This window comes from Mesorhizobium sp. C399B (genome assembly GCF_030323185.1).
Classification (GTDB): Bacteria; Pseudomonadota; Alphaproteobacteria; order Rhizobiales; family Rhizobiaceae; genus Mesorhizobium.
Map to the genome: position 1 here is coordinate 3,257,942 of NZ_CP100472.1, position 25,560 is coordinate 3,283,501.

Consider the following 25,560-nt stretch of genomic DNA (forward strand, 5'->3'; position numbering starts at 1 on the left):
TGGCCGGCAGGCCAGAGGGGGGTGTGAAGGATCGCCGACGTCATCACGTTAAATTCAATCAGGCCACAGCCATCTGCTGCAAGCTCACCAGCCGCTGAATGCCCTTCTTTGCCAGGCCCATCAGCTCCGCGAACTGCCCTTCCGAGAACGGCTCGCCCTCGGCGGTGCCCTGGATCTCGACGATGCCGCCCTTGCCGGTCATGACGAAATTGGCGTCGGTGCCGGCAGATGAATCCTCGATATAGTCGAGGTCGATGACCGGCTGGCCGTCATGGATGCCGCAGGAAATTGCCGCGACATGGTCCTTCAGTACCTTGGCAACACTGGCCATCTGCCGCGCTTCCATCCAGCGCAGGCAATCGTAGAGCGCCACCCAGCCGCCGGTGATCGAGGCCGTGCGGGTGCCGCCATCGGCCTGGATGACGTCGCAGTCGACGGTGATCTGCTGTTCGCCCAGTGCCTGCAGGTCGACAACGGCGCGCAAGGAGCGGCCGATCAGCCGCTGGATTTCCAGCGTGCGGCCGCCTTGCTTGCCGGCCGAGGCTTCACGGCGCATGCGCTCGCCGGTCGAACGCGGCAGCATGCCGTATTCCGCCGTCACCCAGCCCTTGCCGGAATTGCGCATCCAGCCTGGCACCTTTTCCTCCAGGCTTGCCGTGCACAACACATGCGTGTCGCCGAATTTCACCAGGCACGAGCCTTCGGCGTGTTTGGAGACGCCGCGCTCGAACGAGATGGCGCGCATTTCGTCGGCTTGGCGTTTGGAAGGGCGCATCGAGGCCTCTTTCTGTTCTTTTACGGTTGCGTCGGCGGCTTGTAGACGCATGCAGCCCATGGCGCAAAGGAAAAGGCCGGGCGATCTGGCACAGACGCCGGGTTGCGCGGGGGCGATGGAAGTCTATATCCTTGAGCCGGAGGTTTTTGGCTCGAATGACCAAGGCAGTCACCGAACCCAGTCTGCTGGCGCCCGCGCTGCAATCGCTCGACATGCGTTCGCGCGACATTTTCCGGCGCATCGTCGAATCCTATCTGAAGGACGGTGAGCCTGTGGGATCGCGCAGCCTGTCGCGCATCCTGCCGTCGTCGCTGTCGCCGGCCACCATCCGCAACGTGATGAGCGACCTCGAGCATCTCGGCCTGATCTATGCCCCGCACATCTCGGCCGGGCGCCTGCCGACCCAGACCGGCCTGCGCTTCTTCGTCGATGCCTTCATGGAGCTTGGCGATCTCTCCGACGAGGAACGCCGGGTCATCGAGGCGCAGGTGCGCGCCTCCGGCTCGGGCGCGACGCTGGAACACATGCTGACCGAGGCCAGCCAGATGCTGTCGGGCATGTCGCGCGGCGCCGGCCTGGTGCTCGCCACCAAGAACGAGGTGGCGCTGAAGCACATCGAGTTCATCCAGCTCGAGCCGACCAAGGCGCTGGCGGTGATGGTGTCGCAGAATGGCGATGTCGAGAACCGCGTCGTCGACCTGCCGGCCGGCATCACCGTCTCGCAGCTGCACGAGGCCTCCAACTTCCTCAACGCCCATATCAGGGGCCGCACGCTCGCCGAGGCGCGCATCGAGATCGCCCGCATCAAGGACGAGACCAGGGCAGCGCTGGACACGCTGTCGCAGGATCTGGTCGAGAAAGGCCTGGCGGTGTGGGCCGGCGCCGATAGCGGCCTGCCGGCGCGCCTTATCGTGCGCGGCCGCGCCAATTTGCTCGAAAACGTCACCGCCCAGGCCGATATCGAATTGCTGCGCCACCTGTTCGAGGATCTGGAGACGCAGGACGGGCTGATCCAGCTGCTCGACCTCGCCGAGGACGGCCCCGGCGTGCGGATCTTCATCGGCTCGGAAAACAAGCTGTTCTCGCTCTCCGGCTCGTCGCTGGTCGTGGCGCCTTACCGCGACAAGGACGCCCGCGTCGTCGGCGCGCTCGGCGTCATCGGCCCGACCAGGCTGAATTATGCCCGCATCGTGCCTATGGTCGACTACACTGCGCAATTGATTACCCGGATGTTAAGATAATTCGAAAGCCGGGATCACCGTAAAGGAGGGCGCAGAATGGCGCTTGAATCGTTCAAGGCCCAGATCAGCATGCTGCTCGAAGAAATGGTCAACCAGCCGGAGGACGAGCACGAAATCCAGGAGCAGCTGCGCGAAAAACTGCGCGAAATGCGCGCCATGGGCTTGCCGCTGCCGGAAGATCTCGTCGCATTGGAAAAGCGTCTCGACGACGATCTCGACGTCGAAGAGGAAAGTTGAGCGGTTCTCTCGTCGAATCTGCGCGCGCGCACGCTTCTCTTTTGCGGCGGCCGCACAATATCTCCCTTGTGCATGACGCGCCGACCGGCGCGAGTTCGAGGAGAACAGCATGATCCGGATTGCCGGCTTGGCAGGCCTTGCCCTGCTTCTGGCCACCAGCGCCTTCGCCCAGGAGGCCGATCAACCGCTGCTGACCGGCAAAGACGCTTTCGGCGACTGGACGGCCGACAAGCCAGGTGTGCGCCGGCTGATCAAGCCGGATGATCTGCAAAAGCCCAACATCACCGAATCCGCCTCCAACAGCGCCGGCCTTGGCGATCGGCCCGAGGGCGCGAAGCCCGTCCTGCCGCCTGGGTTTTCGGCCGAACTGGTTGCTTCCGGCATTTCCAATCCGCGGGTCGTGCGCGTGGCGCCGAACGGCGACCTGTTCGTCGCCGACAGTGACGCCAACCAGATCCGCGTCTATCGGCTGGCCAAGGGTAGCGCGAAGCCGGCCGAAGAGGGCATTTTTGCCGACAATCTCAACCAGCCCTATGGCATCGCCTTCTACCCGCCTGGCGACAAGCCGCAATGGGTCTACGTCGCCAACAACGACAGCGTGGTCCGCTACGCCTATCGCGACGGCGACCTTAAAGCCTCCGGCGAACCGGAGACGATTGTCTCCGACATCCCTACCGGCGGCCACTGGACCCGCGATATCGCCTTCTCGCCGGACGGAAAGACGCTGTATCTCTCGGTCGGCTCCGGATCGAACGTCGCGGAGGGCATGCAGAAGGCACCGAAGGGCGGCCTTGGCGCCTGGGCAAAATCACAGCCACTCGGCGCCACCTGGGGTTCCGAGGATGGCCGTGCCGACGTGCTGGCCTTCGGCCCCGACGGCAAGAATGGCCGCATCCTCGCTACCGGCCTGCGCAATTGTTCGGGCATGACCGTGCAGCCGGCCACCGGCGCGCTGTGGTGTGTCGTCAACGAGCGCGACGGTCTCGGCGACGATGTGCCGTTCGAATATGCCACCTCAGTCAAGGATGGCGCCTTCTATGGGTGGCCCTGGTATTATATCGGCGCCAACGAGGACCCGCGTCACGAGGGCGCGCGCCCAGACCTCGCCGGCTCCGTCACCGTGCCCGACGTGCTGATGCAGGCGCATTCGGCGCCGCTCAACGTCGCCTTCTATGACGGCGGCAATTTCCCGGCAGAGTACAAGGGTGACGCCTTCGTCGCCCTGCACGGCTCCTGGAACCGTGGTATGAGGACCGGCTACAAGGTGGTGCGGCTGAGATTCAGCGACGGCAAGCCGACCGGCGAGTACCAGGATTTCATCACCGGCTTCGTCCTCTCCGACGACGCCGTCTGGGGCCGGCCGGTCGGCGTCGCGGTGGCCAAGGACGGCGCGCTTATCGTCACCGAGGATGGCAACGGCACCATCTGGCGCATCACTCATGTCGATGGCCCATCCTGAGCCGGCGAACAGCGCAATCCGGCCCTAATGCACGTCCCGATGGATCACCTTGGGATAGGTATGGATCACCTCGGCCGATGAGACGCGGTCATCGAAACCGGTATCCCTGAGATTGAAGAGGCCGACAGAGCCGAAGGACTTCTTCGCCCCTTGCGCGAAGCGGCCGTCGCTGAAATCGTGTTCGTAAAGCGTCACCGTGACGTGGCCGGCATTGAGCTTCGGCACGTAAACACTGCTGATGGTGTCGTTGGCGACGCCAAGCTGGTTGACGTTGAAGCGATAGAGGTCCTGCACCATGCGCCGGGCCGCATTGCCATTGATCATCCAGTATTCGCGGCGCGATGCGCGGTTCGGGTCGATGAGTTTGAGCGGCGCCTTGCGGCCAAGCCCGAGCCAGTGCTCGAACACCATCACATTGGCGCCCCAGGGATAGGGATAGTTGGACTTGTCGATGATGCGTGGCGGGCCATCCTCGGCAATCTCGGCGGTATCGACATAGTCCAGCCATTGCAGCTGGAACGACGCTTCCACGTTGAGGTCGGTATTGCGCGGATCGGCAGCAATGATGCGCCAGTCCGAGACCGGCGGATATTTGGTGTCGAGGTCGATGTAGAATTCGCCTTTGGCGGTGTCGTCGGGGTCTATCATTTGCGGTCCGTCACGCTCGATCGCCACCAGCCGCACCTTGAAGCGGTTGTTGACGACCAGCGGATAGATCATCGGACGAACGGGGTGGGCGCCATGGTTCCGGCTGTCGGTAAAATATCCAGCCTGCGGAACGACATCGCTATCGCCCTTGTCGAACAGGCTGAAAGCCTGACGCCCCTCGAACCACAGATACCATTCCAGCTCGTGGACGTGACCGCGTGCTTCGGAATAGTTGTTGGGCATCCACTTCATGAGCTGGATGTGAAGTCGTTTGGCTAACATGGGTGCTCCTGCCGTTCGGAGCCATGCGAGATAGCCGACCGCCTTCGGGGCGTAAGTGAACCATCTCTCGCTTTCAGGCGATGATGACCGGCTTTCATGTCCTGCTTGGCGCAATCGAATCCGTTTTGCCGTTGCAGGCTTTCATGGCATCAGAGTCGTTTCACGAGGTGCGACCGTCATGACCCTCACCGGCTTCCTTGCCTATAGTGCTGCGCTGGGCATCGCCGCCGCCATTCCCGGCCCCGGCGTCACCGCGCTTGTGGCGCGGGCGCTCGGCTCCGGCTTCCGCTCGTCGCTGGCGATGTCGTTCGGCCTGATGCTCGGCGACCTCATTTATCTCACCGCGGTGGTGCTCGGCCTTGCCTTTGTCGCGCAAAGCTTCGGCATGGTGTTTCTCGCCATCAAATGGCTGGGCGTCGCCTATCTCGCCTTCCTCGGCTGGCGTTTCTGGACGGCCGGGATCACGCCCGAGACTGTCGAGGCCAGGAAAGGCAAGGGCGGCCTGGTTTCGAGTTTCCTTGCCGGGCTCACCGTTACGCTGGGCAACCCGAAGACGATGATCTTCTACCTCGCCATCACGCCGACCATCGTCGACCTGAAGACCATCACGCTCGCCGACTACGGCATCCTGGTCGCGCTCACCGTTATCGTGCTCTTCGTGGTGCTTGTGCCCTATCTGGCGCTGGCCGCCAAGGCGCGCTGGTTCCTGAAATCGCCGCGCGCGCTGAAGGCGCTGAACCGCACGGCCGCCGGCTTCATGGTGGGCGCGGCCGCAGCCATTGCCGCACGTCAGTAGATCGGTTCAGGCAATTCATTCCGCCGATCGGTCCATCCGGAAATGCGGCTTCGGAAGGCAAGCGTTTTCAGCAAGCGGCCCACTCGATATTTTCGGCCGGCAGCCTATCTTGCGCGGGCGAAAGCCTTATTCTGTCCGCCGACGCCAATTGCCTGATCTGATTTGGGAGCGAAACCAATGAACAAGCCTTCCGCGCGCGTGCCCGGCCGCGGCCGTGTCTACAACTCGATCACCGAGACGATCGGCGACACGCCGCTGGTGCGGCTCGACAAGTTCGCCAAGGAGAAGGGCGTCGTTGCCAACCTTCTTGCCAAGCTCGAATTCTTCAATCCGATCGCCTCGGTCAAGGACCGCATCGGCGTTTCGATGATCGAGGCGCTGGAAGCGTCGGGCCGGATCAAACCCGGCAAGACGACGCTGATCGAGCCGACCTCCGGGAATACCGGTATCGCGCTCGCCTTCGCCGCCGCCGCCAAGGGGTACAAGCTGATCCTGACCATGCCCGAAACCATGTCGGTGGAGCGCCGCAAGATGCTGGCGCTGCTCGGCGCCGAACTGGTGCTGACGGAAGGGCCGAAAGGCATGAAGGGCGCCATCGCCAAGGCCGACGAGCTGGCCGCCACCTTGCCCGACGCCGTCATCCCGCAGCAGTTCGAAAACCCGGCCAACCCGGAGATCCACCGCCGCACCACCGCCGAGGAGATCTGGAACGACACCGATGGCGGGGTCGACATCTTCGTCGCCGGCATCGGCACCGGCGGCACCATCACCGGTGTCGGCCAGGTGCTGAAGCAGCGCAAGCCTTCGGTGCATGTCGTCGCCGTCGAGCCCGAGGCCTCGCCGGTGCTGTCGGGCGGCCAGCCCGGCCCGCACAAGATCCAGGGCATCGGCGCCGGCTTTGCGCCCAAGATCCTCGACACCTTGATCTATGACGAGATCGTCAAGGTCTCCAACGAGGATTCGGTCGCCAATGCCCGCCTCGTCGCCCGCCTCGAAGGCGTGCCGGTCGGCATCTCGTCGGGCGCCGCCCTGCAAGCGGCGATCGTCGTCGGCTCACGGCCGGAGAACAAGGGCAAGAACCTTGTGGTGATCATCCCGTCCTTCGCCGAGCGCTATCTGTCGACGATCCTGTTCGACGGGCTGGGCGCTTAGTTTTCGCGGAGCGGGAAGGACGGATAGGTAGCGATCCGTACCTCCTTCTGTCCCGCCGACACCTCCAGCACTTGCTCCGTCTGGACCGCACAAAATACCGCGTGGCACCGGGCCGACCCGCTTGAGCGCGGCGCTCTGCCGGTGCAAATCTCCAACGGCCCGCGTGGGCCGGGGAGGACATTCATGTACAGACTTTACACGCGCCCAGGCAGTGGCGGTTTCGTCGTCGAGGCCGCATTGGCGCTGGCAAACGCGCAATTCGACCAGATCGATGTGCCCAAGAAGGATCCGCCGGACCCGGCTTTCCTCGACATCAGCCCGTTGAATCAGGTTCCGGTGCTGACCTTGCCCAACGGTCAATCGATAACCGAATCGGCGGCGATCTGCATCCTGCTTGCCGAGCGCCATCCGGAGGCGGGTCTGGCACCGGCCGCCGGATCCCCGGATCGCGCCGGTTTCCTGCGCTGGATGGCGTTCATGTCGTCGGTGCTCTACCCCGCCATCCTGCGCCTCTACTATGCCCATCGCTACACCACCGATGCCGACGGCAAGAAAGCCGTCAAGCAGGCAGCCATTGCCGAGATGGACCGCGGCTTCGCCATTGTCGATGCAGCCCTCGAGGGGCGCGGCTGGCTGGTCGGCGACGCGATGTCGCTGGCCGACATCTACCTCGTCATGCTGGTGGCCTGGCACCCCGACATGGACAAGGCGCGGGCCGACTGGCCGAACATCGAACGCTTATGGTCGGCGCTGCGCGCGCATCCGCTGATGAAACGGCTCAACACCGCGCATGAGATGTGGCCGGCCTGAACGACGCTTCAATTTCGCAGGATCGCCCGTTTCGCCTGCAGGAAGCGGCGCACGGCGGGGTCGCGTTCAAGGCCGATCGCCCGGTCATAGGCTTCGACCGCTTGCGCCGCATTGCCGAGCCTGGCCAGCAGGCCGGCGCGGGCGGCCCAGTAGGGCTGGTAGTCGTTGAGCCGCTTGTCGTCGCCCAGCACGTAGAGCGCCGCCAGTCCTGCCGCCGCCCCTTCGCCCTCGGCAATCGCCACGGCGCGGTTGATCGAAATCACCGGCGAGCCTGATATCGCCGACAGCGCATCGTAGAAGTTACGGATCGCCGCCCAATCGGTTTGGCCGATCCGTCGCCGCGTCGCATGCACCGATTGTACCGCCGCTTCGAGCTGGTAGCGGCCGATGACGCCAATGGTGGCGGCGTGGCCCAGCAGCGCCTCGGCCTCGTCGATCAGCGCGTGATCCCAAAGAAGACAATCCTGGTCGGCGAGCGGCACATAATCTCCAGCCGCATCGCGCCGCGCCGGGCGCCGCGCCTCGGCAAACAGCATCAGCGCCAGCAGGCCGAGCGCTTCCGGTTCGTCCGGCATCAGGGATGCCACCAGCCGCCCGAGCCAGATGCCTTCGGTCGCCAGATTGCGCGCTCTCGTCTCGGTCCCTGCCGGGTCGGTCCAGCCTTCGGCGAAAGCCGCGTAGATCGCTTCCAGCACCGTTTCCAGCCGGTCGCCGAGTTCGGCGCGATCCGGCACGCGGAACGGAATGCCGATCTCGCGGATGCGGCTCTTGGCGCGCACCAGACGCTGGCCCATCGTCGCCGGCGAAACCAGGAAGGCCGAGGCGATCGTCGCCGCGTCGAAACCCAGAATGGTCTGCAGGATCAGCGGCGCCCGCACGCTGGCTTCGATCGCCGGATGCGCACAGGCAAACATCAGCCTGAGACGTTCGTCGGGCAGGTCTTCGTCTTCCATGCTCGCCTCCATCTCCTCGGCCATCAGCTTGAGATGGTCGCGGCTCGCCTCGCTGGTCAGCCGACGGCGCACCGCGTCGACGCGCCGCCGGCGCGCCACAGCCACCAGCCATGCTTCCGGCTTGTCGGGCACGCCGGTCTGTGGCCAGCGCTCCAGCGCCGCGGCGAAGGCCTCGGCCAGCGCGTCCTCGGCGCCGGCCACGTCGCGGGTGCGCGCCGCTAGCCAGGCGACCAGCTTGCCGTAACTCTGCCGGGCGGCCGCTTCGGCCGCCGCCCGCGCGATCTCCGGGCGATTGTCCATCACGGTGTCATTTCTTGGGCATGTAGTCGGCCATTTCCCAGATCGGCCGCAACTCGACCGTGCCGGCGCTCGCCGCCGGACAGCGCGCCGCCCAGTCGATGGCGGTATCGATATCGGCCGCCTCGATCATGTAGAAGCCGGCAAGCTGCTCCTTGGTGTCGGCATAGGGGCCGTCGATCACGTTGGTCTTGCCGTCTGTGATCCGCACCGAGGTGGTCGCCTGGGTCGGGCGCAACCGTTCGCCGGCGAGCCATGCGCCGGATTTCTTCAACGCTTCGGTATAGGCGGCATATGCTGCGCTCATCTGCTGAGCCTTCTCGATTGGCGTGTTCGCCTGCGCGGCTTCGTCGCTGTTGATCAAAAGCATGTATCGCATGGGTCTTCTCCCGTGGTTTCGAAGGCCGCGTCCTAGCGGGGCCAGACGTATGTCGCGCGGCGGCGGCCGATTTCGACAGGCTTCAGAAAAAAACTTTCGCCTCCGCCAGGAGATTTCGCAAGGACCAGATGTTCCTCCGTCTGCTGGCGGATGACCGGCAGCGGACTGGCCGTGGCTCCGCCCAGCACTATCCTATGTCGTTGGCGGGCACGTCACACGAGGCATGGGAGAGAGAATGGAACTCGTGACCCACAAGAAATTCAAGAACGGCCGGTTGATGCCATGGGGCAAAGGCACGGTCGTCAGCGGTGCGAAAGGCACCGTCTATCTGCGGCAACACCGCGACATCGGCTGACTACGATCCGGCCGGCAAGAAGGGTGGCGGCTTCGCCGGCGATGCCGCGGCGCAGTGGCGGGAAGTTCTCGGCAACATCAAATCGGATCTGGAAGAACTTGGCAGCGGGCTCGACCATCTCATCAGGCTGACCTTTTTCGTCAAAGGGCCATTTCCCGACGGCGGCGTCCTCAGCTCGCCTAATTTTCGTCTCGACGTGCTGGACGCGTTTTTCGCCGAGCATTGTCCGAAGCATTGCAGCGACAACAATCCGCCGCCTTCGGAGGTAATCGGCGTCGCAGCGCTTGCCCAGGCAGACATCGTCATCGAGATCGTCGCCGTCGCGGCGCTGCCGGACTGAGGCGCGAACGAACAGGCCGGCCTTGCGCGAGGTCGCCATTGCGACCGAAGCGCGCCGGCACGAGTTGCGCCGCCGCGCCGGTGCGGATGTTGCACCAGGCCTCGGCTTTGGCCAGTGAGCGCCCGGCAACGAGCAGGATCAGGCGGGGCTCGCTCTCCAGCAATTGCACGATGCGGCCGCCGAAAATGCCATAGCCGCCAACGACCAGAAGCCTCATGGCGCCGCTCTTTTTGCGTATGTCGTTCCCGGAACCGAGGTCACTTTTGGGTGACATGCGATTAGCCGATCACACGCGCACGTATCGCGGCGGACAGGATCTCGCAACTGTCCTTGCGGCCGAACATGGCGTAGCGGTTTTTGGCGATGCGTTCGTAGAGCCAGTCTCGCAAGGGGCGCGGGATGAGCAGCAGGGCCTTCACCGCCCGCCACGGCCAGCCGAGTTCGGCCATCACCGCGATGAAACTGTCCAGCCGGATGAAGGGAGCGCCGCCGACAAGGACCAGATTGGTCTCGTAGCTGTCGGTGCGCAGCCCGTATCTCTGGAACAGCGCCTCGCCGAAGGGCGACTGCGCCGTGGCGAAGCGGAAGCGGTTTTTGCCGTCGAGCCCGACCACCGTGCGTACGAAGCCCGAGCACAGCGCGCAGACGCCGTCGAAAACGATCAATGGCTGGCTGGCATCGAAGGGTTCAGGAGAAGAAGTCACGGGACGTCCGGCAGCTTGTGTCTTCAGACACTAAGCCCGCCGGCAGCGGGATCAAAGCTGCGGCGTTGTCGCACGGCTTCTCGCGGCCAGCGCGGGGCGCTCGGCGCGATAGGTGGTTGCGCGGGGATCGGCCTCCGGTCTGCAGATCCGGCTGTCGTGACGCGTTTCGAACGTCATGATCAATGCGCGCCGAGCGAGCTGCCGCGACGGGCGCAGGCCGGACCCGGGCCGCGCATGTAGTAGCGCTCCGGCCGATAGGTCGGCGCGATGAACTCGCGGATGGCGGCGGCATAGCCGGCAATGTGGCCCCAGAATTTCATTTTACTCAAGTCCCTGTCCCGATTTTCGGATGTCCCGTCCGATTGCGGGGATCATAGCGTCGAGGCGTGAATAGTCGGTGAACACGATGTTAATCTTTGGTCGAAAACCCCATGCTTCGTGGCTGGAATGCGGCTGTTTGGGGGTCTTTCGGTGTGGTTCGTCGCCATTTCCGGCATTGTGACTTTTGCATCACATATGTTTCGTCTGAATGTCGCTTGGGCGCGGTTCTGTTTCAGATTTGGCGAGCCTCTCGAAATTTCCATGCTCGCTGCCGAAATGCCCCTGGTTGCGCGCCCGGAACCGGAACGGGCCTTGCCCGTTCTCGCTTGAACCGCATCGCGCAGGAGTTCGCCATGGCACCTCGCCCCGCCTGGAAGGGCTATCTGAAACTGTCGCTGGTCACCTGCGCTGTCGAACTGACCAACGTCGTCACCCACGCCGAAAAAGTTTCGTTCCGGGTGCTCAACCGCAAGACCGGCAACACGGTCAAGCGCATCTATGTCGATTCTGAAACCGGCAAGCCGCTGGGCGATGGCGACGAGATCAGGGGCTATGAGGTGAGCCCCGGTGAGTTCGTCCATATCGAGGACGAAGAGATCGAAGCGGTGCAGATCGAGTCCTCGCACACGATGGCGCTGGACGGCTTCGTCGACAAAGCCTCGATAGAGCAGATCTATCTCGACACGCCCTATTATGTCACGCCCGCCGACAAGGTGTCGGAGGAGGCCTTTGCCGTCATTCGCGATGCCATGGCGGACAAGAAGATGGCCGGGCTGGCGCGCGTCGTGCTCTATAGCCGCGAGCGGCCCGTGGTCATCGAGCCGCGCGGCAAAGGCATGGTGCTGACCACCTTGCGCTACGGCAACACGGTGCGGGAGCCGGAGAGCATCTTCGGCGACATCAAGGCGGTGAAGACCGACCAGGAGATGACCGATATGGCCGAACGCATCATCGACAAGAAGAAGGGGAAGTTCGATCCGTCGACATTCGAGGACAAGTATGAGGACGCGCTGCTCGAATTGATCCGCGCCAAGAAGGCCGGCAAGAAGGCGCCGAAAGCGCAGGCCGCGCCCAAGCCGTCCAATGTCGTCAATCTGTTCGACGCGCTGAAGAAGAGCCTGTCCGATGGCGGCCAGGCGGAAGGCCCGGCGAAGAAGGCCAAGCCGGCGGCAAAAAAGCGGCAAGGCGAAAGCTTCTGCGCCCAAGCGCAAGTCGGCTTGAGGGTCGGCGCCGTGGCCAGCCTCGAACAATATCAGTCCAAGCGCGATTTCAAGAAGACGGCCGAGCCGGCGGGCAAGGTCGCGCGCGGCAAGCAGCCCGGCGGCATCTTCGTCGTCCAGAAGCACGACGCGACCAGGCTGCACTATGATTTCCGCCTCGAGCATGAGGGCGTGTTGTGGAGCTGGGCGGTGACGCGAGGCCCGAGCCTCGACCCCCACGAAAAGCGGCTGGCCGTGCATGTCGAGGACCACACCGATCGACTATGCCGGCTTCGAGGGCACCATTCCCAAGGGCGAGTATGGCGGCGGCACCGTCATCGTCTGGGACGAAGGCACATGGACGCCGGAGATCGACCCCGCCAAGGCGATGAAAAAGGGCCATATCGACTTCGAACTCAACGGCCAGAAGCTGAATGGGCGGTGGCATCTGGTCAGGTTAAGACCCCGCCCGGGCGAAAAGCGCGACAACTGGCTGCTGATCAAATCCGACGATGCCGCCGCCCGCCCCGGCGACGATATCCTGAAGGACGCACCGAAATCGGTGAAGTCCGGCCTGACCATCGAAGAGGTCGCGGAAGGCAAGACCGCCGACGGCAAGAAGCCGAAGGTCTGGCACTCCAACAAGCCCGCGGCATCCAGCAAGGCGAAAGCCGGCAAGCGCCTCGACTTCGTCGAGCCGCAGCTGGCGACGCTGGAGCGCGAGGCGCCGCCCGGCGAGGACTGGCTGCATGAGGTGAAGTTCGACGGGTACCGCATGCAGGCGCAGATCGCCGGCACGGAGGTGCGGCTGCTGACCCGCACCGGCCTCGACTGGACGGAGAAATTCGGCCCCGAGATCGTCGCGGAACTAGCCCAGCTGAAATGCAGCGACGCCATCATCGATGGCGAGATCGTTGTGCTCGCCGACAGCGGCGTTTCGTCCTTCTCGCTGCTGCAGCAGGATCTCTCCGCCAATCGAACCAACCGCTTCACCTACTATGTGTTCGACCTGATGCGGCTTGACGGCAAGGATTTGCGCCGCGAGCCGCTGGTCGAGCGCAAGCAGGCGCTGCAGGAGCTGCTCGGCGAGACGGCCGAAAATGCCGCCGTCCGCTTCAGCGACCATTTCGCCGAGCCCGGCAAGATCATGCTGCAGCACGCCTGCCGCATGGGCCTTGAAGGCATCGTCTCCAAGCGCGCCGATGCGCCCTACCGCAGCGGCCGTGGCCCAAGCTGGGTGAAGTCGAAATGCACGGCCCGCCAGGAATTCGTCATCGGCGGGTATCTGCCCTCGGACAAGACCGGCCGCGGCCTGCGCTCGCTGCTGGTCGGCTACCACGAGGGCGGCAAGCTCCACTATGCCGGCCGCGTCGGCACGGGCTTCACAGCCAGGAGCGCCACCGATCTGAAGAAAAAACTCGATGCGCTGAAGGCAGACGCCTCGCCCTTTGCCGCCGCCGTGCCGAAGGGCAAGGGTCTGGTCTGGGTCAGGCCCGAACTTGTCGGCGAAGTGGAGTTCCGCAGCTGGACGTCGGACCGTATAATACGCCACGCGTCGTTCCAGGGACTGCGCGAGGACAAGCCGGCGGAGGAAGTCGTGCAGGAAAAGCCATCGAAGGCTGCGAACAAGGCAAAGCCGGCGGCAAGCGGCGCCGGCAAGGCCGCCGGGGCTAAGGCGCCCGCGACGATCACGACCAGCGTAAAACTATCCCATCCCGACAAGCTGCTGTGGCCCGAGGAAAAAATATCCAAGCAGGCTTTGCTTGAGCACTATGCGCTGGTCTGGCCGCGCATGGAGCAGTTCGTCGTCAACCGGCCGCTCAGCCTGGTCAGGGCGCCGGACGGCATCGGCGGTCCGCGCTTCTTCCAGAAACATGCCTCGGCCGGCATGAGCGACAAGATTGCCCGCATGAAGGACCCGACCGATGGCGAGGAAATCCTGTTCATCCGCGATTTCGACGGCCTTGCCGCTCTGGTCCAGTACGGCGTGGTCGAGGTCCACATCTGGGGCTGCAAGATCGATGAGCTGGAAAAGCCGGATCAGATCATCTTCGATCTCGATCCCGATGAAGGCGTCGACGTCAAGGCGGTGCGCGAGGCCGCACTCGACATCAGAGGCAAGCTCGACGATCTGTCGCTGCCGAATTTTGTCAAGCCGTCGGGCGGCAAAGGCTATCACGTGCTGGTGCCGCTGAAGCCGTCGGCGGACTGGGAGGCGGTCAAAACCTTCTCGCATGATTTCGCCAAGGCGCTGGAGCAGGCCGCGCCCGACCGCTACACCGCGACGCTGTCGAAAAAGGCGCGCACGGGAAAAATCTTCGTCGACTATCTGCGCAACGGCAGGGGCTCGACCACGGTCGCGCCTTACTCTTCCCGCGCCAAGAAGGGCGCGACGGTGTCGATCCCGGTGACCTGGGCGGAGGTTGAAAAAGGGTTGGCGCCGAATTCCTTCCCGATCGGGGGCAAGACGACGCTGAAGGAACTAGCGGAGGCCGATCCGTGGGTGGACTTTTTCAAGCAGGGAAAGGTGCTGAAGCGGGGGTGAGCGTCGCGCGCCTCACCTGCTACGCAAGCGTTCCGTCACACCCCCCTCTGTCCGGCAGGACAGAGGGGGGTGCTGTCCCACCAGCGTCGCCCAATTAGCGCCTGCAAACTAACCCAAAAACACCTGCTCGAACGCCTGCTTCCCCGGCGGTGAAAACACCACCGCGCGGCTGTCCTTCTCCCGCCTTGCCCCATTTCTCCGACAGGATCTTGTCCAGAATAGCCGCGCCGAGCGTTCCCGCGAGGTGCGAGCGGCGCACGCTCCAGTCGAGACAGGCGCGGCAGACCGGCCGGCGCGGCTTGGCGCCGACATCGATACCGAGGGCCGAAAAATATGACGCCGCCGACGGCCCGAGCCTGATCTCCCCCGGCCGGATCTGCCCCGGCCTGATCTCCCCGAGCCTGATCTCCTTGTCGTCGCGCAACAGGATNNCGCGCGCGACGAGCCGGTCGAGCATCGCCACCGCCTGTTCGCCGGCGAGGTGGTCGTAGCAGACGCGGGCCACGCGCATGGCGCCGTCGCGCGGGCCGGGCCGCACCCGCTTGGGGCCGACCGCTTCGGCCACCCCGGTGATCGCCTCGATCATGCCGGCAACCTGCGGCCCGGCGAGGCCGTAATAGCGATGCCGTCCCTGGCTGGCCAAAGTTAAAAGCCCGCCCTCCCATCAGTTTCGACAGATGCGAGGACGCCGTCGGCAGCGAGACGCCGGCCTCCAGCGCCAGTTCGCTCGCCGTCAAAGCCGTGCCGCCCATCAGCGCATTCAGCATGTTTGCCCCGCGCCGGATCGCCGACCAGGCTGGCGATGCGGGCAATGTCGGGTCCTTCACGCATAGTTAGGCCTCCATCGAAGCATTCTCGTCAGATTAAGCATTATTGTCGGGCGGGATCAAGGAGAACGCCGATGCCAACCGCTTCCGCCCCACTCGCCAGCCGCCGGCCGTTTCCGTTCGTCACCTGGCTGCAACGGCGGCTGCTCGCCCGCTGGTACCGACCGCCATCTGCAGCGGCTCCGACCTCGCGGAGGTCGACGACCATCTGCTGCGCGATCTCGGCCTGACCCGTGAGGATGTGCGCCGCGAATGCGCAAGGCCCCTTCTGGCAGGCCTGACCGCCAGCGCTTTTGCTTAGCACACCCGGCGGCACAACGTTTCGACGCCGCTCGAACTATCCACGCGAAACCCAAGGAGTTCACGATGGCCATCACCTGCTTCATTCGCTATGAGATCGACCCGTTCGGCAAGCCGGCGTTCGAGCAATATGCCAAGGCCTGGGGCCAGGCGATCCCGCGCTGCCGGCGCCGATCTGATCGGCTACTACGCCCCGCATGAGGGCTCGGCCACTACGGCCTACGCCGCCTACAGCATCGACAGCCTCGCTGCCTACGAGGCCTACCGCGCTCGTCTCGCCGCCGATCCCGCCGGCAAGGCCAATTACGAATTCGCCCGCCGCGAAAAGTTCATCTTGAAAGAGGACCGCATCTTCCTGAAGCTGGTGTCGGGGCCGCATGGACCGCGGCAGCTGTTCCAGACCGCGGTCAAGGAGGAAGCATGATCGCTGTCATCTTCGAGGTGCAACCGGCTGAGGGAAAGCGCGATGCGTATCTCGGCATCGCCGCGGAACTGCGGCCACTGCTCGACGGCATCGATGGTTTCATCTCGATCGAGCGGTTTCAGAGCCTGGGCGATCCCAACCGGGTCCTGTCACTGTCCTTCTGGCGCGACGAGGAAGCGGTGAAAGCCTGGCGCAACACGGAAGAGCATCGGCAGGCCGCAGCGTGCCGGCCGCGGCGGAATATTTTCCGGATATCGGTTGCGGATTGCGCATGTGGTGCGGGATTACGGGCTGACGGAGAGGGACGAGGCGCCAGAGGATAGCAGGGCGGTGAATGGGTGACTAGGTATCGGCCGTCGCGCCAGGCCCCCTCATCCGGCCGCTTCGCGGCCACCTTCTCCCCGCTGGGGAGAAGAGACTGGCGCAGGCGTCGAAAATCTCCTCTCCCCTCGGGGAGAGGTCAGCCGAGCGTAGCGGAGGCTGGGTGAGGGGGCGCTTTGGCGCTCACGCATTCCCGATCAGCACCCCGGCCGCAAACACCAGCGCCCCACCCAGCACCACCTGAAACGCCGCGCGCCAGGAACGNGGTCTGCATGTAGCGGTTCTGCACGAAGGCGATCGCCCACAATTCGAAGAACACCACGACGGCCGCCACCGCCGTCGCCGTCCAGAAATGCGGGATGATGTAAGGCAGCGCGTGGCCGAGGCCTCCCAGCGTCGTCATGATGCCGACCGTCAGTCCGCGCTTGATCGGCGAGCCACGCCCTGACAATTTTCCATCGTCGGAAGCGACTTCGGTAAAGCCCATCGAGATGCCGGCGCCGATCGAGGCGGCGAGGCCGACCAGCAGCGTCTGCCAGGTGTCGTGGGTGGCAAACGCGGCGGCAAAGATCGGCGCCAGTGTCGACACCGAGCCGTCCATCAGCCCGGCCAGTCCCGGCTGGACATAGGTCAGGATGAACTGGCGCTGCTCGGCGCTGGCTTCCTCGTCCTTCACCTCGCCCGGCACGAGTTTCTGTTCCAGCCGATGCGCCGAATTCTCATGGCTTTGCTCGGCCGCGGCCAGGTCGCCGAGTAGTTTCCGCGTCGAGGCATCGCCGGGTGCGCTTGGCCGCCTCGACATAGAAGCGATAGGCCTGCCGCTCCATCTCTTCGGGCTTGGCGCCGCACATGCTCGATGCCGAGCGGCCGCACCAGCCAGTCGGGCTTGCGCTCGTAATAGCCTTTCACGTGCTCGCGGCGCAGCAGCGGAATGCGCTCGCCGAAACGCTTGCGGTAAAGCTCGATCAGGGAATCGCGATGGCCGTCTTCCTCCGCCGCCATCGCCTCGAACACTTTCGCCGATTGCGGAAAACTGTCCGCCAGCCCGTCGGCATAGGCGCGGTAGATGCGCCCGTCATCCTCTTCGGATGAAATTGCCAGGGCCAGGATCTCCTGTTCCGACAGCGTTTCGAAAGGACGGCGGCCGAAACCGAAGACACGGGAAAGCATGAGAAATTCACCCCAGTTTAGAACAATTCTAAACTAGGCGCTGCAATCTCCGCGGTCAATCACCGGTCAAGAAATGTTGAAGCGCCGGATTGCAACGCGCCCTTCATTATCGGCAAATGTTCACCTATATTGTCGCGACACGCAAGCGAAAGGCATGAGCAAGATGACGGCAAAGCCGCACGACCACTTCGATCCGAAACCCGTCCTCGATCTTATCGCCAGCATCGAGGCCGATTTGCAGCGGCTGAAAGGCCTGGTAGAACAGCAGGTCGAAAAATTCGACCCCGCCAATCCGCACAACAAGGCGCCCGACGGCAAGCTGACCGAGGAGGGCGTCGAATGCTGCTACCGCCTGTTCGACGAAGGCAAGTCGCGCTACTCGGTCGCCCAGCAGATGAAGATCTCGTTTGCCGCCGCGACGCACCGGTTCAATTCCTGGCGCAAGGCAGGCGGGCCGAAGCGGCAGAGGGCATTGCTGGGATAATTGGCGAAAGCCAAGGCGAAACCCGATCTCCCCCCTCGTGGGGGAGATGGCCGGCAGGCCAGAGGGGGCGCTGTCCGGCCGACCTTTCCCTGCCTAAAGCCCAGCACCGGCACCGTTCAGGATGCGCGTCCAAGCCCAGCCGCAATCACAATATGCTGGCAGACATTGTCGACGTCGCGGATGACGTCGTCATTCCAGACCGCAGGACGGTCCAGCCATCTTGTTCGAGGTGCGATGTCCGCGTTTCATCACCGGCAGCCGCGCCGGGCGTCCGCATGCTGGGAGCCATCGACTTCGATGACCAGCTTCTTCTCCGGGCAAGCGAAATCGACGATGTAGGCGGCAATCGGAAATTGTCGCCGGAAGCCAAGCCCCATCAGCCGGTGGGCACGAAGTTCGTTCCAGAGCTTGAGTTCGGCTGGCGTCAGGACTTTGCGCATCGATCTGGCGTTTGCGCGATGTCGAGGCGGTAGAGGCGTGTGCGGCATTACGATGCTCGGTGGTTGCCGAGGCTTGCGCTCAATGGCGCCCCCCTCTGTCCTGCCGGACATCTCCCCACTTGGGGGGGAGATTGGCTGTACTTCCTACGGCGTCAGTTCAATTTCCTCCGTCTCGCCGCCATTGCAGGTGTAGCAGCAATCCTCGCATCTTTCCTTGTTGTTGGGGCCGACGCCCCAATAGGTTCCCTCGTCGCCGTCGACCCAGGCGCCGTAGCAGATGGACTCGCCTTCGTCGCACGAGACCGGGATCTGCTTGGTCTCGCCATCGTCGAGATAAAAATCCTTGTCATTGCCCGGCCAGACATAGTCGCGGTCCTGGCTGTAGAGCTCGAGGCGCATGGCGTTGGGATGGCTGTTCTTGACGGCGAAGGTGATGTCGGCTGCGTGCGCTGCCGGCGCAAACAGCGCGGCAAGCGAGAGCGCGACGACGACGCGGCGCAGACAAGTGAAAGACATGGTGTTCCCCCGAGGCAAATCGGCCCCCCGGCCGAGGGAATCAGCATCGCACGATGGCGGCGGAGATTGAAGGGCGGGGCGTGACTGATTTTGGGGGGATTGGGAGAGGTTGGTGGAGCTGCTGATCTCCCCCCTCGTGGGGGAGATGCCTGGCAAGGCAGAGGGGGGCGCTGTCCCGCCGACCTCTCATTCCTGCAGCCGCGCCATTTCAATTTTAGGCTTGCTGATCCATACGCTGGCGATCCTTCGCGCCCCCCTCTGTCCTGCCGGACATCTCCCCCACGAGGGGGGAGATCAGCAGCTTCGGCGCCCCGCCCGTCACTCCACCAGATCGATCGTCTCCGTCGTCTTCTCCACGCAGATGAAACAGCACGTATCGCATGGCTGGTCATTATCCGGCCCGACCCCGGCGGAGACCGCATCATTGCCATTCACCCAGGCGCCATAGCAGATGTTTTCGCCCGAATTGCACGAGATCGGCACCGATTTCTGCGAGCTGGGCTCGATCAGAAACACCTGGTCGCCGCCCGGCCAGGACATCTTGCGGTCACGGCTGAACAGCTCCACCGCCACCGCCTGTTTGCGCAAATTCTTGACGAAGAACGCCATATCGGCGGCATGCGCCGGGGCGGCGAGGAGGAGAGCGCAAAGGGTGAGGCGGAGCATGGCGGCGGGTTTCCGAATCGGAGACGCACGCTCGCATGGTCGGGGAAGAAGCGCCATCTTCCCTTCTCCCCCTGTGGGAGAAGGTGGCCTCGCGAAGCGAGGTCGGATGAGGGGTGTTCCAGGGAACGCAAGCGTCTCACTCCGCTGGAACACCCCTCATCCGGCTCGGCGCTATCGCGCCGATCCACCTTCCCCCACAAGGGGGGAAGGAAAAGTCAGCGCCCCACCTTCACCCTGCGGCGCCAGCCGTCGGATCGCGTCAATCACCTCGGCGACTTCAGCAACGTCCATATCCAGCCGGCAAAGGTCAGCACCAAACACGGATAGCCGGCGGCGGGCAGCGGCGCCGAGGTCGGCAGCAAGGGCGCGCCCCACAGCACCATGGCCACGGTCACGACAAACAGGATGGCGGCGATGAGCCCGGTGAGCCGCATCCAGAGCGCAAAGGTATTCGCCGCGGCGATCAGAACGAGTGCCGCCGCCCACAACGAGATGCCGCCGACATAGGAGGGCACGCTGGCCTCCAGCCCCGCCGCATTGCCGGCCATCAGCAAGCTCTCGCCGGCAAGGAAGGTGAGGAACCCGGCAGCTATGCAGTCATTGCCCAGCCGCTGGTATTTCATGGTCAGCAGCGCGGTTGCCATCACAAGCGCCACGCCGTCGATCGCCCAGAGTGTTTCACGCAGCGGAGCGCTGGTGACGAAGGTGCCGGCCAGGCCGAAGGCGCCACCGATGGCCAGGCCGATTGCGGCGATGGTGTCTGACGTGGTGCGCATGCGGGTTCTCCCAAAGCCGGAGAGAAGGATACGCTAAGGTAGAGGGTTGTTGAAGGCGTGGGCTCTTTCGCAGAGCCCCTTGCAAACATTCAAACTCCATTTGATAGCGCAAGTGGTGGACAGACAGAAATAATGATCGTGCCAGAGAAAAAAGTCCTTGATCCCGGATTCGGGACGGCCTCTCAGTTGAAATCGGCAGAAATATCTTGAAAGTGCCGGTATGGGGACGAATCAATCCGAAAAGTTGAGCAACGCGAGCTTTGCCGCGACGCGCTCTGAGCGCATTTCAGAATATAAGAACCGCCGGCAAGCCTTCGACTACGAAAAGGTGCCCGCACCTTCCGTCGACGATTTTAAAGCCAAAGGGTGGGAATTCGACAAGGCGCTCAAAACAGGCATACGTCTAAGACGGCCAAAGTCAAATGTGGAAATGTTGGAGAACAGATTTTGGTCCGTTCTCTACCTGCTTGGTTTTGAGCAACTCAACGTCGGGCATGAATTCGTCGTTCCCATAGACGCCGATGGCGATCGCATTGCGAAGAAAATAAGCGTCCTTGGAATCGATGAGGATACGATCGTTGTTGCGGATTGCCAAACAGCCGAAAGCCTTCGGCGGAAGAGCGCTTTCAGTTTGGTGGCAGATCTCGACACGCACAAGCGTGCAATAGCCAACACCCTCAGGAAGTTTCTGGGGTGACGGCTCCGGTCGAAAAATAATCTGGTGCGTCGTGACGTCTCAAGTTCGTTGGTCGGAAGGAGATTTGGCGAAAGCGAAGGAAAAACAAGTGCATGTTCTGCGGGAGCAGGAGTTGCGATATTTTCAGGAAATTGCAAAGACACTTGGCCGCGCCGCAAAGCACCAATTTGTCGCGGAGTTTCTAAGCGGCCAGAAAATTCCTGCATTAGCCAACAGGTATGTTTCCGCGTCCCGATTTAAGCTCGGGGGCCGAACAGCTTACGCGTTTACAGTACCAGCCAAGGAACTGCTCCGGCGCGCATTCGTGAATCACCGAGACCTTCGCGATCCTTCTGGAGCTCCATCATATCAGCGGCTGATCGACTCTAAGCGTATCAAAGCCATTGCGAGCTTTCTCTCCAAGGGCGGATATTTTGCTAACTCGATTATTGTGAGCTTTCACATCCCGGTCAGATTCGACCAAGGAAGTCGCGATGACGAGTCAGACGTGCGCTTTGGCAAACTTTACCTGCCGGAATCGTACAAGACCTGTTGGGTGATTGACGGACAACATCGCCTGTATGGCGCCATCTTTGATGGAGGAGGGCATCGATCCGATCATACCCGTTGTAGCTTTTGAGAAGCTTCCAGCCACCGAAGAGGCCATCCTTTTCACAACTATCAATAAGGAACAAAAGCAGGTGCAGCCGCGGCTTTTGGACGAACTGGATGGGGAACTGAAATGGGACTCAGACGACCCGGAAGAATCAGCGAGAGGCATCGCAGCTCGCTCGCTAGACCAACTTCGACATGAGATTGCTGGCCCGTTTGAAGATCGCTTCGCCCCGCCTGGCGTTCCTGCTACCAAGAACCAGGTTCTAGCGCTGCCTCAGATCAAACTGGCCCTTCTAAAAAGTGGTCTACTTGGACGGCGCTCTAGCCGAGATGGCTCATACCTGCCTGGCGCCCTGACCGGCGGAACTAAAAAATCAACATTAGAAAATACGTCGCAATTTCTCAGCGCGTATTTTTCGGCGGTCCGCGCGGCCAATGTCGCTCGGTGGGAAGCCGGACCTCCACAGCTTCTCTGCTACAACCCCGCCATCCAGGCTCACTTAAGACTATGTGGCGAAGTTGTGAGACACCTGACCCAATACTCGAAACTGGACCCCCATGAGAGCGACCCAGAGGTTATTGTCGAAAAAATCATCGGATTCTGTAAGTCGCTCTTCGACTTCATATCGAACGGTACCGACGAAGCCTTTAAGGATCGGTTCTACGTTCCGTTTGGATCTGGTGGACCGGCGCGATATTTTTACCGGGCTGCCGAATTGGTGGCTCAAGCCAACTCCAATTTCGACCCGGACGGCCTCAAAGAATTTCTGGCCGGTACGAACAAGGATACTCGTGAGGAATGTAATCGCCTGGTTTCTTGGGTCACAGACGAAGTCCATGGCTTTGTTGTTAGACGGTTACGAGACGAGCATGGGGATGACTTCTTCAACGTAGCGGTGCGGAACAAAGAAATAAAAAAGAAGGCATACGAAAAAAGCTTGGACGATCCAGCGGGACCGAAGCCTCTAGAAACATATCTAGATCTGATTGAGTTGAAGAAAATAGTGGAAACACCCGAGAACTGGCCTCTGTTCAAGGAGGCCCTCAGCTTTCCGCTGCCCGAACAATCGAAGGGCTTGGCAAAGTATCTCAAGTGGCTCGAAGATTTTAACGAAGTCCGGAAAATTTGGGCACATCCTTACGGACGTTCATACTCCGACGACGACGTCGCACTGCTTGAATTCATCCAAAGCGAGTTGAGAAAGAGGCTCGCGTAATGCTTTTTCGTACACCTGGTTCAATTATTTCTCCGCTCAAATGGGCCGGGGGGAAAAGGTGGTTGGCTAACCGCCACCAGGCTCTTTTCCCCAAGCAATTCAACCGCTATTTCGAACCCTTCTTGGGCGGCGCTTCGATCTTTCTTGCGCTGAGGCCAGAGAGCGCGGTCCTGTCAGACGCAAACGCGGAACTGGTCGAGATGTATAAGGCGATCAGAGATGACTGGTCGTCTGTTTCTGAGAAGCTACGATGGCACAGTGAACTTCACAGCGAGGCTCACTATTATCGGCAGCGCAGCGCTCCTCCAATGGAACGGTTCGAGCGTGCGGCGTGGTTTTTGTATATGAATCGCGCTTGTTACAACGGGCTTTACCGCGTGAATAGGCGAGGCGAATTCAATGTACCAAAGGGATCAAAATCGGAAATTTTGCTAGATACCGATGACTTTGCCGAGGTGTCCTCGGCCATGGCGAAGGCCGATCTCATATCCGATGATTTCGAAGCGATAGTTGACATGTCAGCCAGTGGAGATTTTGTTTATCTAGATCCGCCTTATACCGTAAAGCACAACAACAACGGATTTAACAAATATAACGAAAAATTGTTCTCTTGGTCTGACCAAGAGCGGTTAGCCAAATCGGTCGAACGAGCTAAGGCCAGAGGTGTAACGCTGATTGTAAGCAATGCGAACCATCAAAGTCTATTGGAACTTTATGAAGGTTTCGGCGAAATAGTCGAACTCACGAGACACAGCACCATAGGCGGCCTCAAGGCGTCTCGTGCAGCGGTTACAGAGATTTTGGTTCGTATTGGGTTTGACTCTTAATCGCCCATCTTCAAGGCCTGGATAAACGCCTCCTGGGGAATATCCACCTTGCCGAACTGCCGCATCCGCTTCTTGCCCTCCTTCTGCTTGTCCAGCAGCTTGCGCTTGCGGGACACGTCGCCGCCGTAGCACTTCGCGGTCACGTCCTTGCGCAGCGCCGAGATGGTTTCGCGGGCGATGACCTTGCCGCCGATGGCGGCCTGGATCGGGATCTTGAACAGATGGTTCGGGATCAGCTCCTTCAGCTTTTCGCACATCTGGCGGCCGCGCTTTTCCGCCGCCGTGCGGTGGACCAGCATGGACAGCGCATCGACCGGCTCCTCATTGACCAGGATCGACATCTTCACCAAATCGCCTTCCTTGTAGTCGGTCAGATGATAGTCGAAGGAGGCGTAGCCCTTGGAGATCGATTTTAGGCGATCATAGAAGTCAAAAACCANTTCGTTGAGCGGCAGGTCGTAGATCAGCATGGCGACGCTTGCCGACATAGGACAGGTCGGCCTGGATGCCGCGCCGGTCCTGGCAGAGCTTTAGAATACCGCCGAGATAGTCGTCGGGGGTGAGGATGGTGGCGCGGATCCACGGCTCCTCGATGGCTGGAGATTTTCACCACGTCGGGGCATGTCGGCGGGGTTGTGCAACTCCTTAACCGAGGCCGTCATTGAAGCAGCAGCCGGTAGACGACGCTCGGCGCCGTGGCAATGAGGTCGAGGTTGAACTCGCGTTCCAGCCGCTCCTGGATGATTTCCAGGTGCAGCAGACCGAGGAAGCCGCAGCGATAGCCGAAGCCGAGCGCGGCACTGGTCTCCATTTCATAGGAGAAGCTGGCGTCGTTGAGGCGCAATTTGCCGACGGCGGCGCGCAGATCCTCGAAATCGGCGGCGTCGACCGGGAACAGGCCGCAAAACACCACCGGCTGCGCCGGCTTGAAGCCGGGCAGGGCGTGCGCGGTCTGGCGCTTGTCCTCGGTGATGGTGTCGCCGACGCGGGTGTCGGCCACTTCCTTGATCGAGCCGGTGAAGAAGCCGAACTCGCCGGGGCCGAGCTCGTCGACATTGATGCGGGCGGGCGTGAACACGCCGGTGCGCTCGACCAGGTGTTTTGCGCCGGTGCCCATCATGCGGATGGTCGCGCCCTTTTTCAGCACGCCGTCGATGATGCGCACCAGGACGATGACGCCGAGATAGGCGTCGTACCAGCTGTCCACCAGCATGGCTTTCAGGGGTGCCGACGCGTCGCCTTCGCGCGGCGGCGGCAATTGGTGGACGATTGCCTCCAGCACATCGGGAATGCCGAGGCCGGTCTTGGCCGAGATCAGCACGGCGTTGGAGGCGTCGATGCCGATGACTTCCTCGACCTGCTCGCGGATGCGCTCGGGCTCGGCGGCCGGCAGGTCGACCTTGTTCAGCACCACGACGATCTCGTGATTGTTGTCGATGGCCTGGTAGACATTGGCCAGCGTCTGCGCCTCGACGCCCTGGGAGGCGTCGACGACCAGCAGCGAGCCTTCGCAGGCGGCGAGCGAACGCGACACTTCATAGGCGAAGTCGACATGGCCCGGCGTGTCGATCAGGTTGAGGATATAGTCCTCGCCATTGTTGGCGCGGTATTTCAGCCGCACCGTCTGCGCCTTGATGGTGATGCCGCGCTCGCGCTCGATGTCCATCGAGTCCAGCACCTGCTCCTTCATGTCGCGCAGCTCCAGCCCGCCGGTGGACTGGATCAGCCGGTCGGCAAGCGTGGATTTGCCATGGTCGATATGGGCGACGATGGAGAAATTGCGGATGTGGTCGAGAGGCGTGCTCATG

Annotated in this window: 23 protein-coding genes and 8 pseudogenes; 17 read left to right on the top strand and 14 right to left on the bottom strand. The window is 62.4% G+C overall.

Annotated features, from left to right (window positions below; genetic code table 11):
• Nucleotides 1-58: 58 nt before the first annotated feature.
• On the bottom strand, nucleotides 59-775 hold the full coding sequence (rph, locus tag NLY36_RS15640) for a ribonuclease PH (protein ID WP_023672052.1): 717 nt from the start codon (nucleotides 773-775) through the stop codon (nucleotides 59-61).
• A 155-nt stretch (nucleotides 776-930) separates the two neighbouring features.
• Here rph and hrcA point away from each other — a divergent pair, with 155 nt between their 5' ends.
• From hrcA to NLY36_RS15655, 3 genes are all read left to right on the top strand, one after another.
• Nucleotides 931-2,016 carry a heat-inducible transcriptional repressor HrcA gene (hrcA, locus tag NLY36_RS15645; protein WP_023681233.1) on the top strand — a complete coding sequence of 362 codons (1,086 nt, stop codon included), beginning with the start codon at nucleotides 931-933 and terminating at the stop codon, nucleotides 2,014-2,016.
• A gap of 36 nt (nucleotides 2,017-2,052) precedes the next feature.
• Nucleotides 2,053-2,253, top strand: a complete 201-nt coding sequence (locus tag NLY36_RS15650; protein WP_023672050.1) for a hypothetical protein — start codon at nucleotides 2,053-2,055, stop codon at nucleotides 2,251-2,253.
• Nucleotides 2,254-2,362: 109 nt separating this feature from the next.
• On the top strand, nucleotides 2,363-3,712 hold the full coding sequence (locus tag NLY36_RS15655) for a PQQ-dependent sugar dehydrogenase (protein WP_023698061.1): 1,350 nt from the start codon (nucleotides 2,363-2,365) through the stop codon (nucleotides 3,710-3,712).
• A gap of 24 nt (nucleotides 3,713-3,736) precedes the next feature.
• Here the strand turns inward: NLY36_RS15655 and NLY36_RS15660 are convergent, their stop codons facing one another.
• Nucleotides 3,737-4,642: a hypothetical protein gene (locus tag NLY36_RS15660; protein ID WP_156933260.1), complete on the bottom strand. Its 906-nt coding sequence runs from the start codon at nucleotides 4,640-4,642 to the stop codon at nucleotides 3,737-3,739.
• A gap of 178 nt (nucleotides 4,643-4,820) precedes the next feature.
• Here NLY36_RS15660 and NLY36_RS15665 point away from each other — a divergent pair, with 178 nt between their 5' ends.
• The 3 genes from NLY36_RS15665 to NLY36_RS15675 all read left to right on the top strand — a co-directional run bounded on the left by NLY36_RS15665 (nucleotide 4,821) and on the right by NLY36_RS15675 (nucleotide 7,400).
• Nucleotides 4,821-5,438 (top strand): LysE family translocator, encoded by a 618-nt coding sequence (locus NLY36_RS15665; protein WP_023698059.1) that lies wholly within the window; start codon nucleotides 4,821-4,823, stop codon nucleotides 5,436-5,438.
• 177 nt (nucleotides 5,439-5,615) lie between these two features.
• On the top strand, nucleotides 5,616-6,590 hold the full coding sequence (cysK, locus tag NLY36_RS15670) for a cysteine synthase A (protein WP_023698058.1): 975 nt from the start codon (nucleotides 5,616-5,618) through the stop codon (nucleotides 6,588-6,590).
• 183 nt (nucleotides 6,591-6,773) lie between these two features.
• Nucleotides 6,774-7,400, top strand: a complete 627-nt coding sequence (locus NLY36_RS15675; RefSeq protein WP_023698057.1) for a glutathione S-transferase family protein — start codon at nucleotides 6,774-6,776, stop codon at nucleotides 7,398-7,400.
• Nucleotides 7,401-7,408: 8 nt separating this feature from the next.
• Here the strand turns inward: NLY36_RS15675 and NLY36_RS15680 are convergent, their stop codons facing one another.
• Nucleotides 7,409-8,653 carry an RNA polymerase sigma factor gene (locus NLY36_RS15680; RefSeq protein ID WP_286462506.1) on the bottom strand — a complete coding sequence of 415 codons (1,245 nt, stop codon included), beginning with the start codon at nucleotides 8,651-8,653 and terminating at the stop codon, nucleotides 7,409-7,411.
• A gap of 7 nt (nucleotides 8,654-8,660) precedes the next feature.
• Nucleotides 8,661-9,029: a YciI family protein gene (locus tag NLY36_RS15685; protein ID WP_023681239.1), complete on the bottom strand. Its 369-nt coding sequence runs from the start codon at nucleotides 9,027-9,029 to the stop codon at nucleotides 8,661-8,663.
• A gap of 308 nt (nucleotides 9,030-9,337) precedes the next feature.
• Here NLY36_RS15685 and NLY36_RS15690 point away from each other — a divergent pair, with 308 nt between their 5' ends.
• Nucleotides 9,338-9,724 (top strand): RidA family protein, encoded by a 387-nt coding sequence (locus tag NLY36_RS15690; RefSeq protein WP_023699214.1) that lies wholly within the window; start codon nucleotides 9,338-9,340, stop codon nucleotides 9,722-9,724.
• Here NLY36_RS15690 and NLY36_RS15695 read toward each other — a convergent pair.
• The 3 genes from NLY36_RS15695 to NLY36_RS15705 form a co-directional block, all read right to left on the bottom strand.
• Nucleotides 9,687-9,941 carry a hypothetical protein gene (locus NLY36_RS15695; RefSeq protein WP_023736991.1) on the bottom strand — a complete coding sequence of 85 codons (255 nt, stop codon included), beginning with the start codon at nucleotides 9,939-9,941 and terminating at the stop codon, nucleotides 9,687-9,689. The two genes, NLY36_RS15690 and NLY36_RS15695, sit on opposite strands and share 38 nt — an antisense overlap.
• Before the next feature lie 61 nt (nucleotides 9,942-10,002).
• Nucleotides 10,003-10,428: a thiol-disulfide oxidoreductase DCC family protein gene (locus NLY36_RS15700; protein WP_031249421.1), complete on the bottom strand. Its 426-nt coding sequence runs from the start codon at nucleotides 10,426-10,428 to the stop codon at nucleotides 10,003-10,005.
• Between the two features lie 179 nt (nucleotides 10,429-10,607).
• Nucleotides 10,608-10,757 carry a hypothetical protein gene (locus tag NLY36_RS15705; protein ID WP_196813601.1) on the bottom strand — a complete coding sequence of 50 codons (150 nt, stop codon included), beginning with the start codon at nucleotides 10,755-10,757 and terminating at the stop codon, nucleotides 10,608-10,610.
• Between the two features lie 345 nt (nucleotides 10,758-11,102).
• Between NLY36_RS15705 and ku the strand changes: the two are divergent.
• Nucleotides 11,103-11,810: pseudogene (ku, locus tag NLY36_RS15710) on the top strand (non-homologous end joining protein Ku); the annotation flags it as partial.
• 171 nt (nucleotides 11,811-11,981) lie between these two features.
• Nucleotides 11,982-14,493: pseudogene (ligD, locus tag NLY36_RS15715) on the top strand (DNA ligase D).
• A gap of 108 nt (nucleotides 14,494-14,601) precedes the next feature.
• Here ligD and NLY36_RS15720 read toward each other — a convergent pair.
• A pseudogene (locus tag NLY36_RS15720) lies at nucleotides 14,602-15,324 on the bottom strand (ArsR/SmtB family transcription factor).
• A gap of 42 nt (nucleotides 15,325-15,366) precedes the next feature.
• Between NLY36_RS15720 and NLY36_RS15725 the strand changes: the two are divergent.
• The 3 genes and pseudogenes from NLY36_RS15725 (at nucleotide 15,367) to NLY36_RS15735 (ending at nucleotide 16,386) form a co-directional block, all read left to right on the top strand.
• A complete protein-coding gene (locus NLY36_RS15725; RefSeq protein ID WP_286462531.1) occupies nucleotides 15,367-15,621 on the top strand; it encodes a DUF1127 domain-containing protein in 255 nt (84 codons plus the stop codon).
• 65 nt (nucleotides 15,622-15,686) lie between these two features.
• A pseudogene (locus tag NLY36_RS15730) lies at nucleotides 15,687-16,044 on the top strand (NIPSNAP family protein).
• Nucleotides 16,041-16,386: pseudogene (locus NLY36_RS15735) on the top strand (antibiotic biosynthesis monooxygenase family protein). The pseudogenes NLY36_RS15730 and NLY36_RS15735 overlap by 4 nt, the downstream one beginning before the upstream one ends.
• 162 nt (nucleotides 16,387-16,548) lie before the next feature.
• On the opposite strand, the pseudogene mbfA reads toward NLY36_RS15735, so the two are convergent.
• A pseudogene (gene mbfA / locus NLY36_RS15740) lies at nucleotides 16,549-17,535 on the bottom strand (iron exporter MbfA).
• A 163-nt stretch (nucleotides 17,536-17,698) separates the two neighbouring features.
• Between mbfA and NLY36_RS15745 the strand changes: the two are divergent.
• Nucleotides 17,699-18,019: a hypothetical protein gene (locus NLY36_RS15745; RefSeq protein WP_023681249.1), complete on the top strand. Its 321-nt coding sequence runs from the start codon at nucleotides 17,699-17,701 to the stop codon at nucleotides 18,017-18,019.
• Nucleotides 18,020-18,135: 116 nt separating this feature from the next.
• Here NLY36_RS15745 and NLY36_RS15750 read toward each other — a convergent pair.
• The 4 genes and pseudogenes from NLY36_RS15750 to NLY36_RS15765 form a co-directional block, all read right to left on the bottom strand.
• Nucleotides 18,136-18,507 (bottom strand): annotated as a pseudogene (locus NLY36_RS15750) (endonuclease domain-containing protein).
• A gap of 96 nt (nucleotides 18,508-18,603) precedes the next feature.
• Nucleotides 18,604-18,975 (bottom strand): hypothetical protein, encoded by a 372-nt coding sequence (locus NLY36_RS15755; RefSeq protein WP_023681251.1) that lies wholly within the window; start codon nucleotides 18,973-18,975, stop codon nucleotides 18,604-18,606.
• Nucleotides 18,976-19,293: 318 nt separating this feature from the next.
• Nucleotides 19,294-19,698 carry a hypothetical protein gene (locus NLY36_RS15760; RefSeq protein ID WP_245260325.1) on the bottom strand — a complete coding sequence of 135 codons (405 nt, stop codon included), beginning with the start codon at nucleotides 19,696-19,698 and terminating at the stop codon, nucleotides 19,294-19,296.
• Nucleotides 19,699-19,904: 206 nt separating this feature from the next.
• Nucleotides 19,905-20,417 carry a hypothetical protein gene (locus NLY36_RS15765; RefSeq protein ID WP_023736983.1) on the bottom strand — a complete coding sequence of 171 codons (513 nt, stop codon included), beginning with the start codon at nucleotides 20,415-20,417 and terminating at the stop codon, nucleotides 19,905-19,907.
• A 220-nt stretch (nucleotides 20,418-20,637) separates the two neighbouring features.
• Here NLY36_RS15765 and NLY36_RS15770 point away from each other — a divergent pair, with 220 nt between their 5' ends.
• The 4 genes from NLY36_RS15770 (at nucleotide 20,638) to NLY36_RS15785 (ending at nucleotide 23,752) form a co-directional block, all read left to right on the top strand.
• The gene (locus NLY36_RS15770) at nucleotides 20,638-21,114 is read left to right on the top strand and encodes a hypothetical protein (RefSeq protein ID WP_286461199.1); all 477 of its coding nucleotides are present in this window, start codon (nucleotides 20,638-20,640) and stop codon (nucleotides 21,112-21,114) included.
• A gap of 64 nt (nucleotides 21,115-21,178) precedes the next feature.
• Entirely contained in the window at nucleotides 21,179-21,733 is a 555-nt protein-coding gene (locus NLY36_RS15775) for a DGQHR domain-containing protein (protein WP_286461201.1), read from the top strand.
• Nucleotides 21,690-22,925 (top strand): hypothetical protein, encoded by a 1,236-nt coding sequence (locus tag NLY36_RS15780; protein WP_023736981.1) that lies wholly within the window; start codon nucleotides 21,690-21,692, stop codon nucleotides 22,923-22,925. Before NLY36_RS15775 ends, NLY36_RS15780 begins: the two co-directional genes overlap by 44 nt.
• Nucleotides 22,925-23,752, top strand: a complete 828-nt coding sequence (locus NLY36_RS15785) for a DNA adenine methylase (protein ID WP_031249420.1) — start codon at nucleotides 22,925-22,927, stop codon at nucleotides 23,750-23,752. The genes NLY36_RS15780 and NLY36_RS15785 overlap by 1 nt, the downstream gene beginning before the upstream one ends.
• On the opposite strand, the pseudogene lepA reads toward NLY36_RS15785, so the two are convergent.
• Nucleotides 23,749-25,559, bottom strand: a pseudogene (lepA, locus tag NLY36_RS15790) (translation elongation factor 4). The gene NLY36_RS15785 and the pseudogene lepA overlap by 4 nt on opposite strands.
• Nucleotide 25,560: the final 1 nt, after the last annotated feature.

Coding starts and splice junctions, on each gene's coding strand:
- rph (WP_023672052.1), bottom strand. CDS start 775: ATGCGCCCTTCCAAACGCCAAGCCGACGAAATGCGCGCCATCTCGTTC.
- hrcA (WP_023681233.1), top strand. CDS start 931: ATGACCAAGGCAGTCACCGAACCCAGTCTGCTGGCGCCCGCGCTGCAA.
- NLY36_RS15650 (WP_023672050.1), top strand. CDS start 2,053: ATGGCGCTTGAATCGTTCAAGGCCCAGATCAGCATGCTGCTCGAAGAA.
- NLY36_RS15655 (WP_023698061.1), top strand. CDS start 2,363: ATGATCCGGATTGCCGGCTTGGCAGGCCTTGCCCTGCTTCTGGCCACC.
- NLY36_RS15660 (WP_156933260.1), bottom strand. CDS start 4,642: ATGTTAGCCAAACGACTTCACATCCAGCTCATGAAGTGGATGCCCAAC.
- NLY36_RS15665 (WP_023698059.1), top strand. CDS start 4,821: ATGACCCTCACCGGCTTCCTTGCCTATAGTGCTGCGCTGGGCATCGCC.
- cysK (WP_023698058.1), top strand. CDS start 5,616: ATGAACAAGCCTTCCGCGCGCGTGCCCGGCCGCGGCCGTGTCTACAAC.
- NLY36_RS15675 (WP_023698057.1), top strand. CDS start 6,774: ATGTACAGACTTTACACGCGCCCAGGCAGTGGCGGTTTCGTCGTCGAG.
- NLY36_RS15680 (WP_286462506.1), bottom strand. CDS start 8,653: ATGGACAATCGCCCGGAGATCGCGCGGGCGGCGGCCGAAGCGGCCGCC.
- NLY36_RS15685 (WP_023681239.1), bottom strand. CDS start 9,029: ATGCGATACATGCTTTTGATCAACAGCGACGAAGCCGCGCAGGCGAAC.
- NLY36_RS15695 (WP_023736991.1), bottom strand. CDS start 9,941: ATGAGGCTTCTGGTCGTTGGCGGCTATGGCATTTTCGGCGGCCGCATC.
- NLY36_RS15745 (WP_023681249.1), top strand. CDS start 17,699: ATGACGGCAAAGCCGCACGACCACTTCGATCCGAAACCCGTCCTCGAT.
- NLY36_RS15755 (WP_023681251.1), bottom strand. CDS start 18,975: ATGTCTTTCACTTGTCTGCGCCGCGTCGTCGTCGCGCTCTCGCTTGCC.
- NLY36_RS15760 (WP_245260325.1), bottom strand. CDS start 19,698: ATGGCGCTTCTTCCCCGACCATGCGAGCGTGCGTCTCCGATTCGGAAA.
- NLY36_RS15765 (WP_023736983.1), bottom strand. CDS start 20,417: ATGCGCACCACGTCAGACACCATCGCCGCAATCGGCCTGGCCATCGGT.
- NLY36_RS15770 (WP_286461199.1), top strand. CDS start 20,638: ATGGGGACGAATCAATCCGAAAAGTTGAGCAACGCGAGCTTTGCCGCG.
- NLY36_RS15780 (WP_023736981.1), top strand. CDS start 21,690: ATGGAGGAGGGCATCGATCCGATCATACCCGTTGTAGCTTTTGAGAAG.
- NLY36_RS15785 (WP_031249420.1), top strand. CDS start 22,925: ATGCTTTTTCGTACACCTGGTTCAATTATTTCTCCGCTCAAATGGGCC.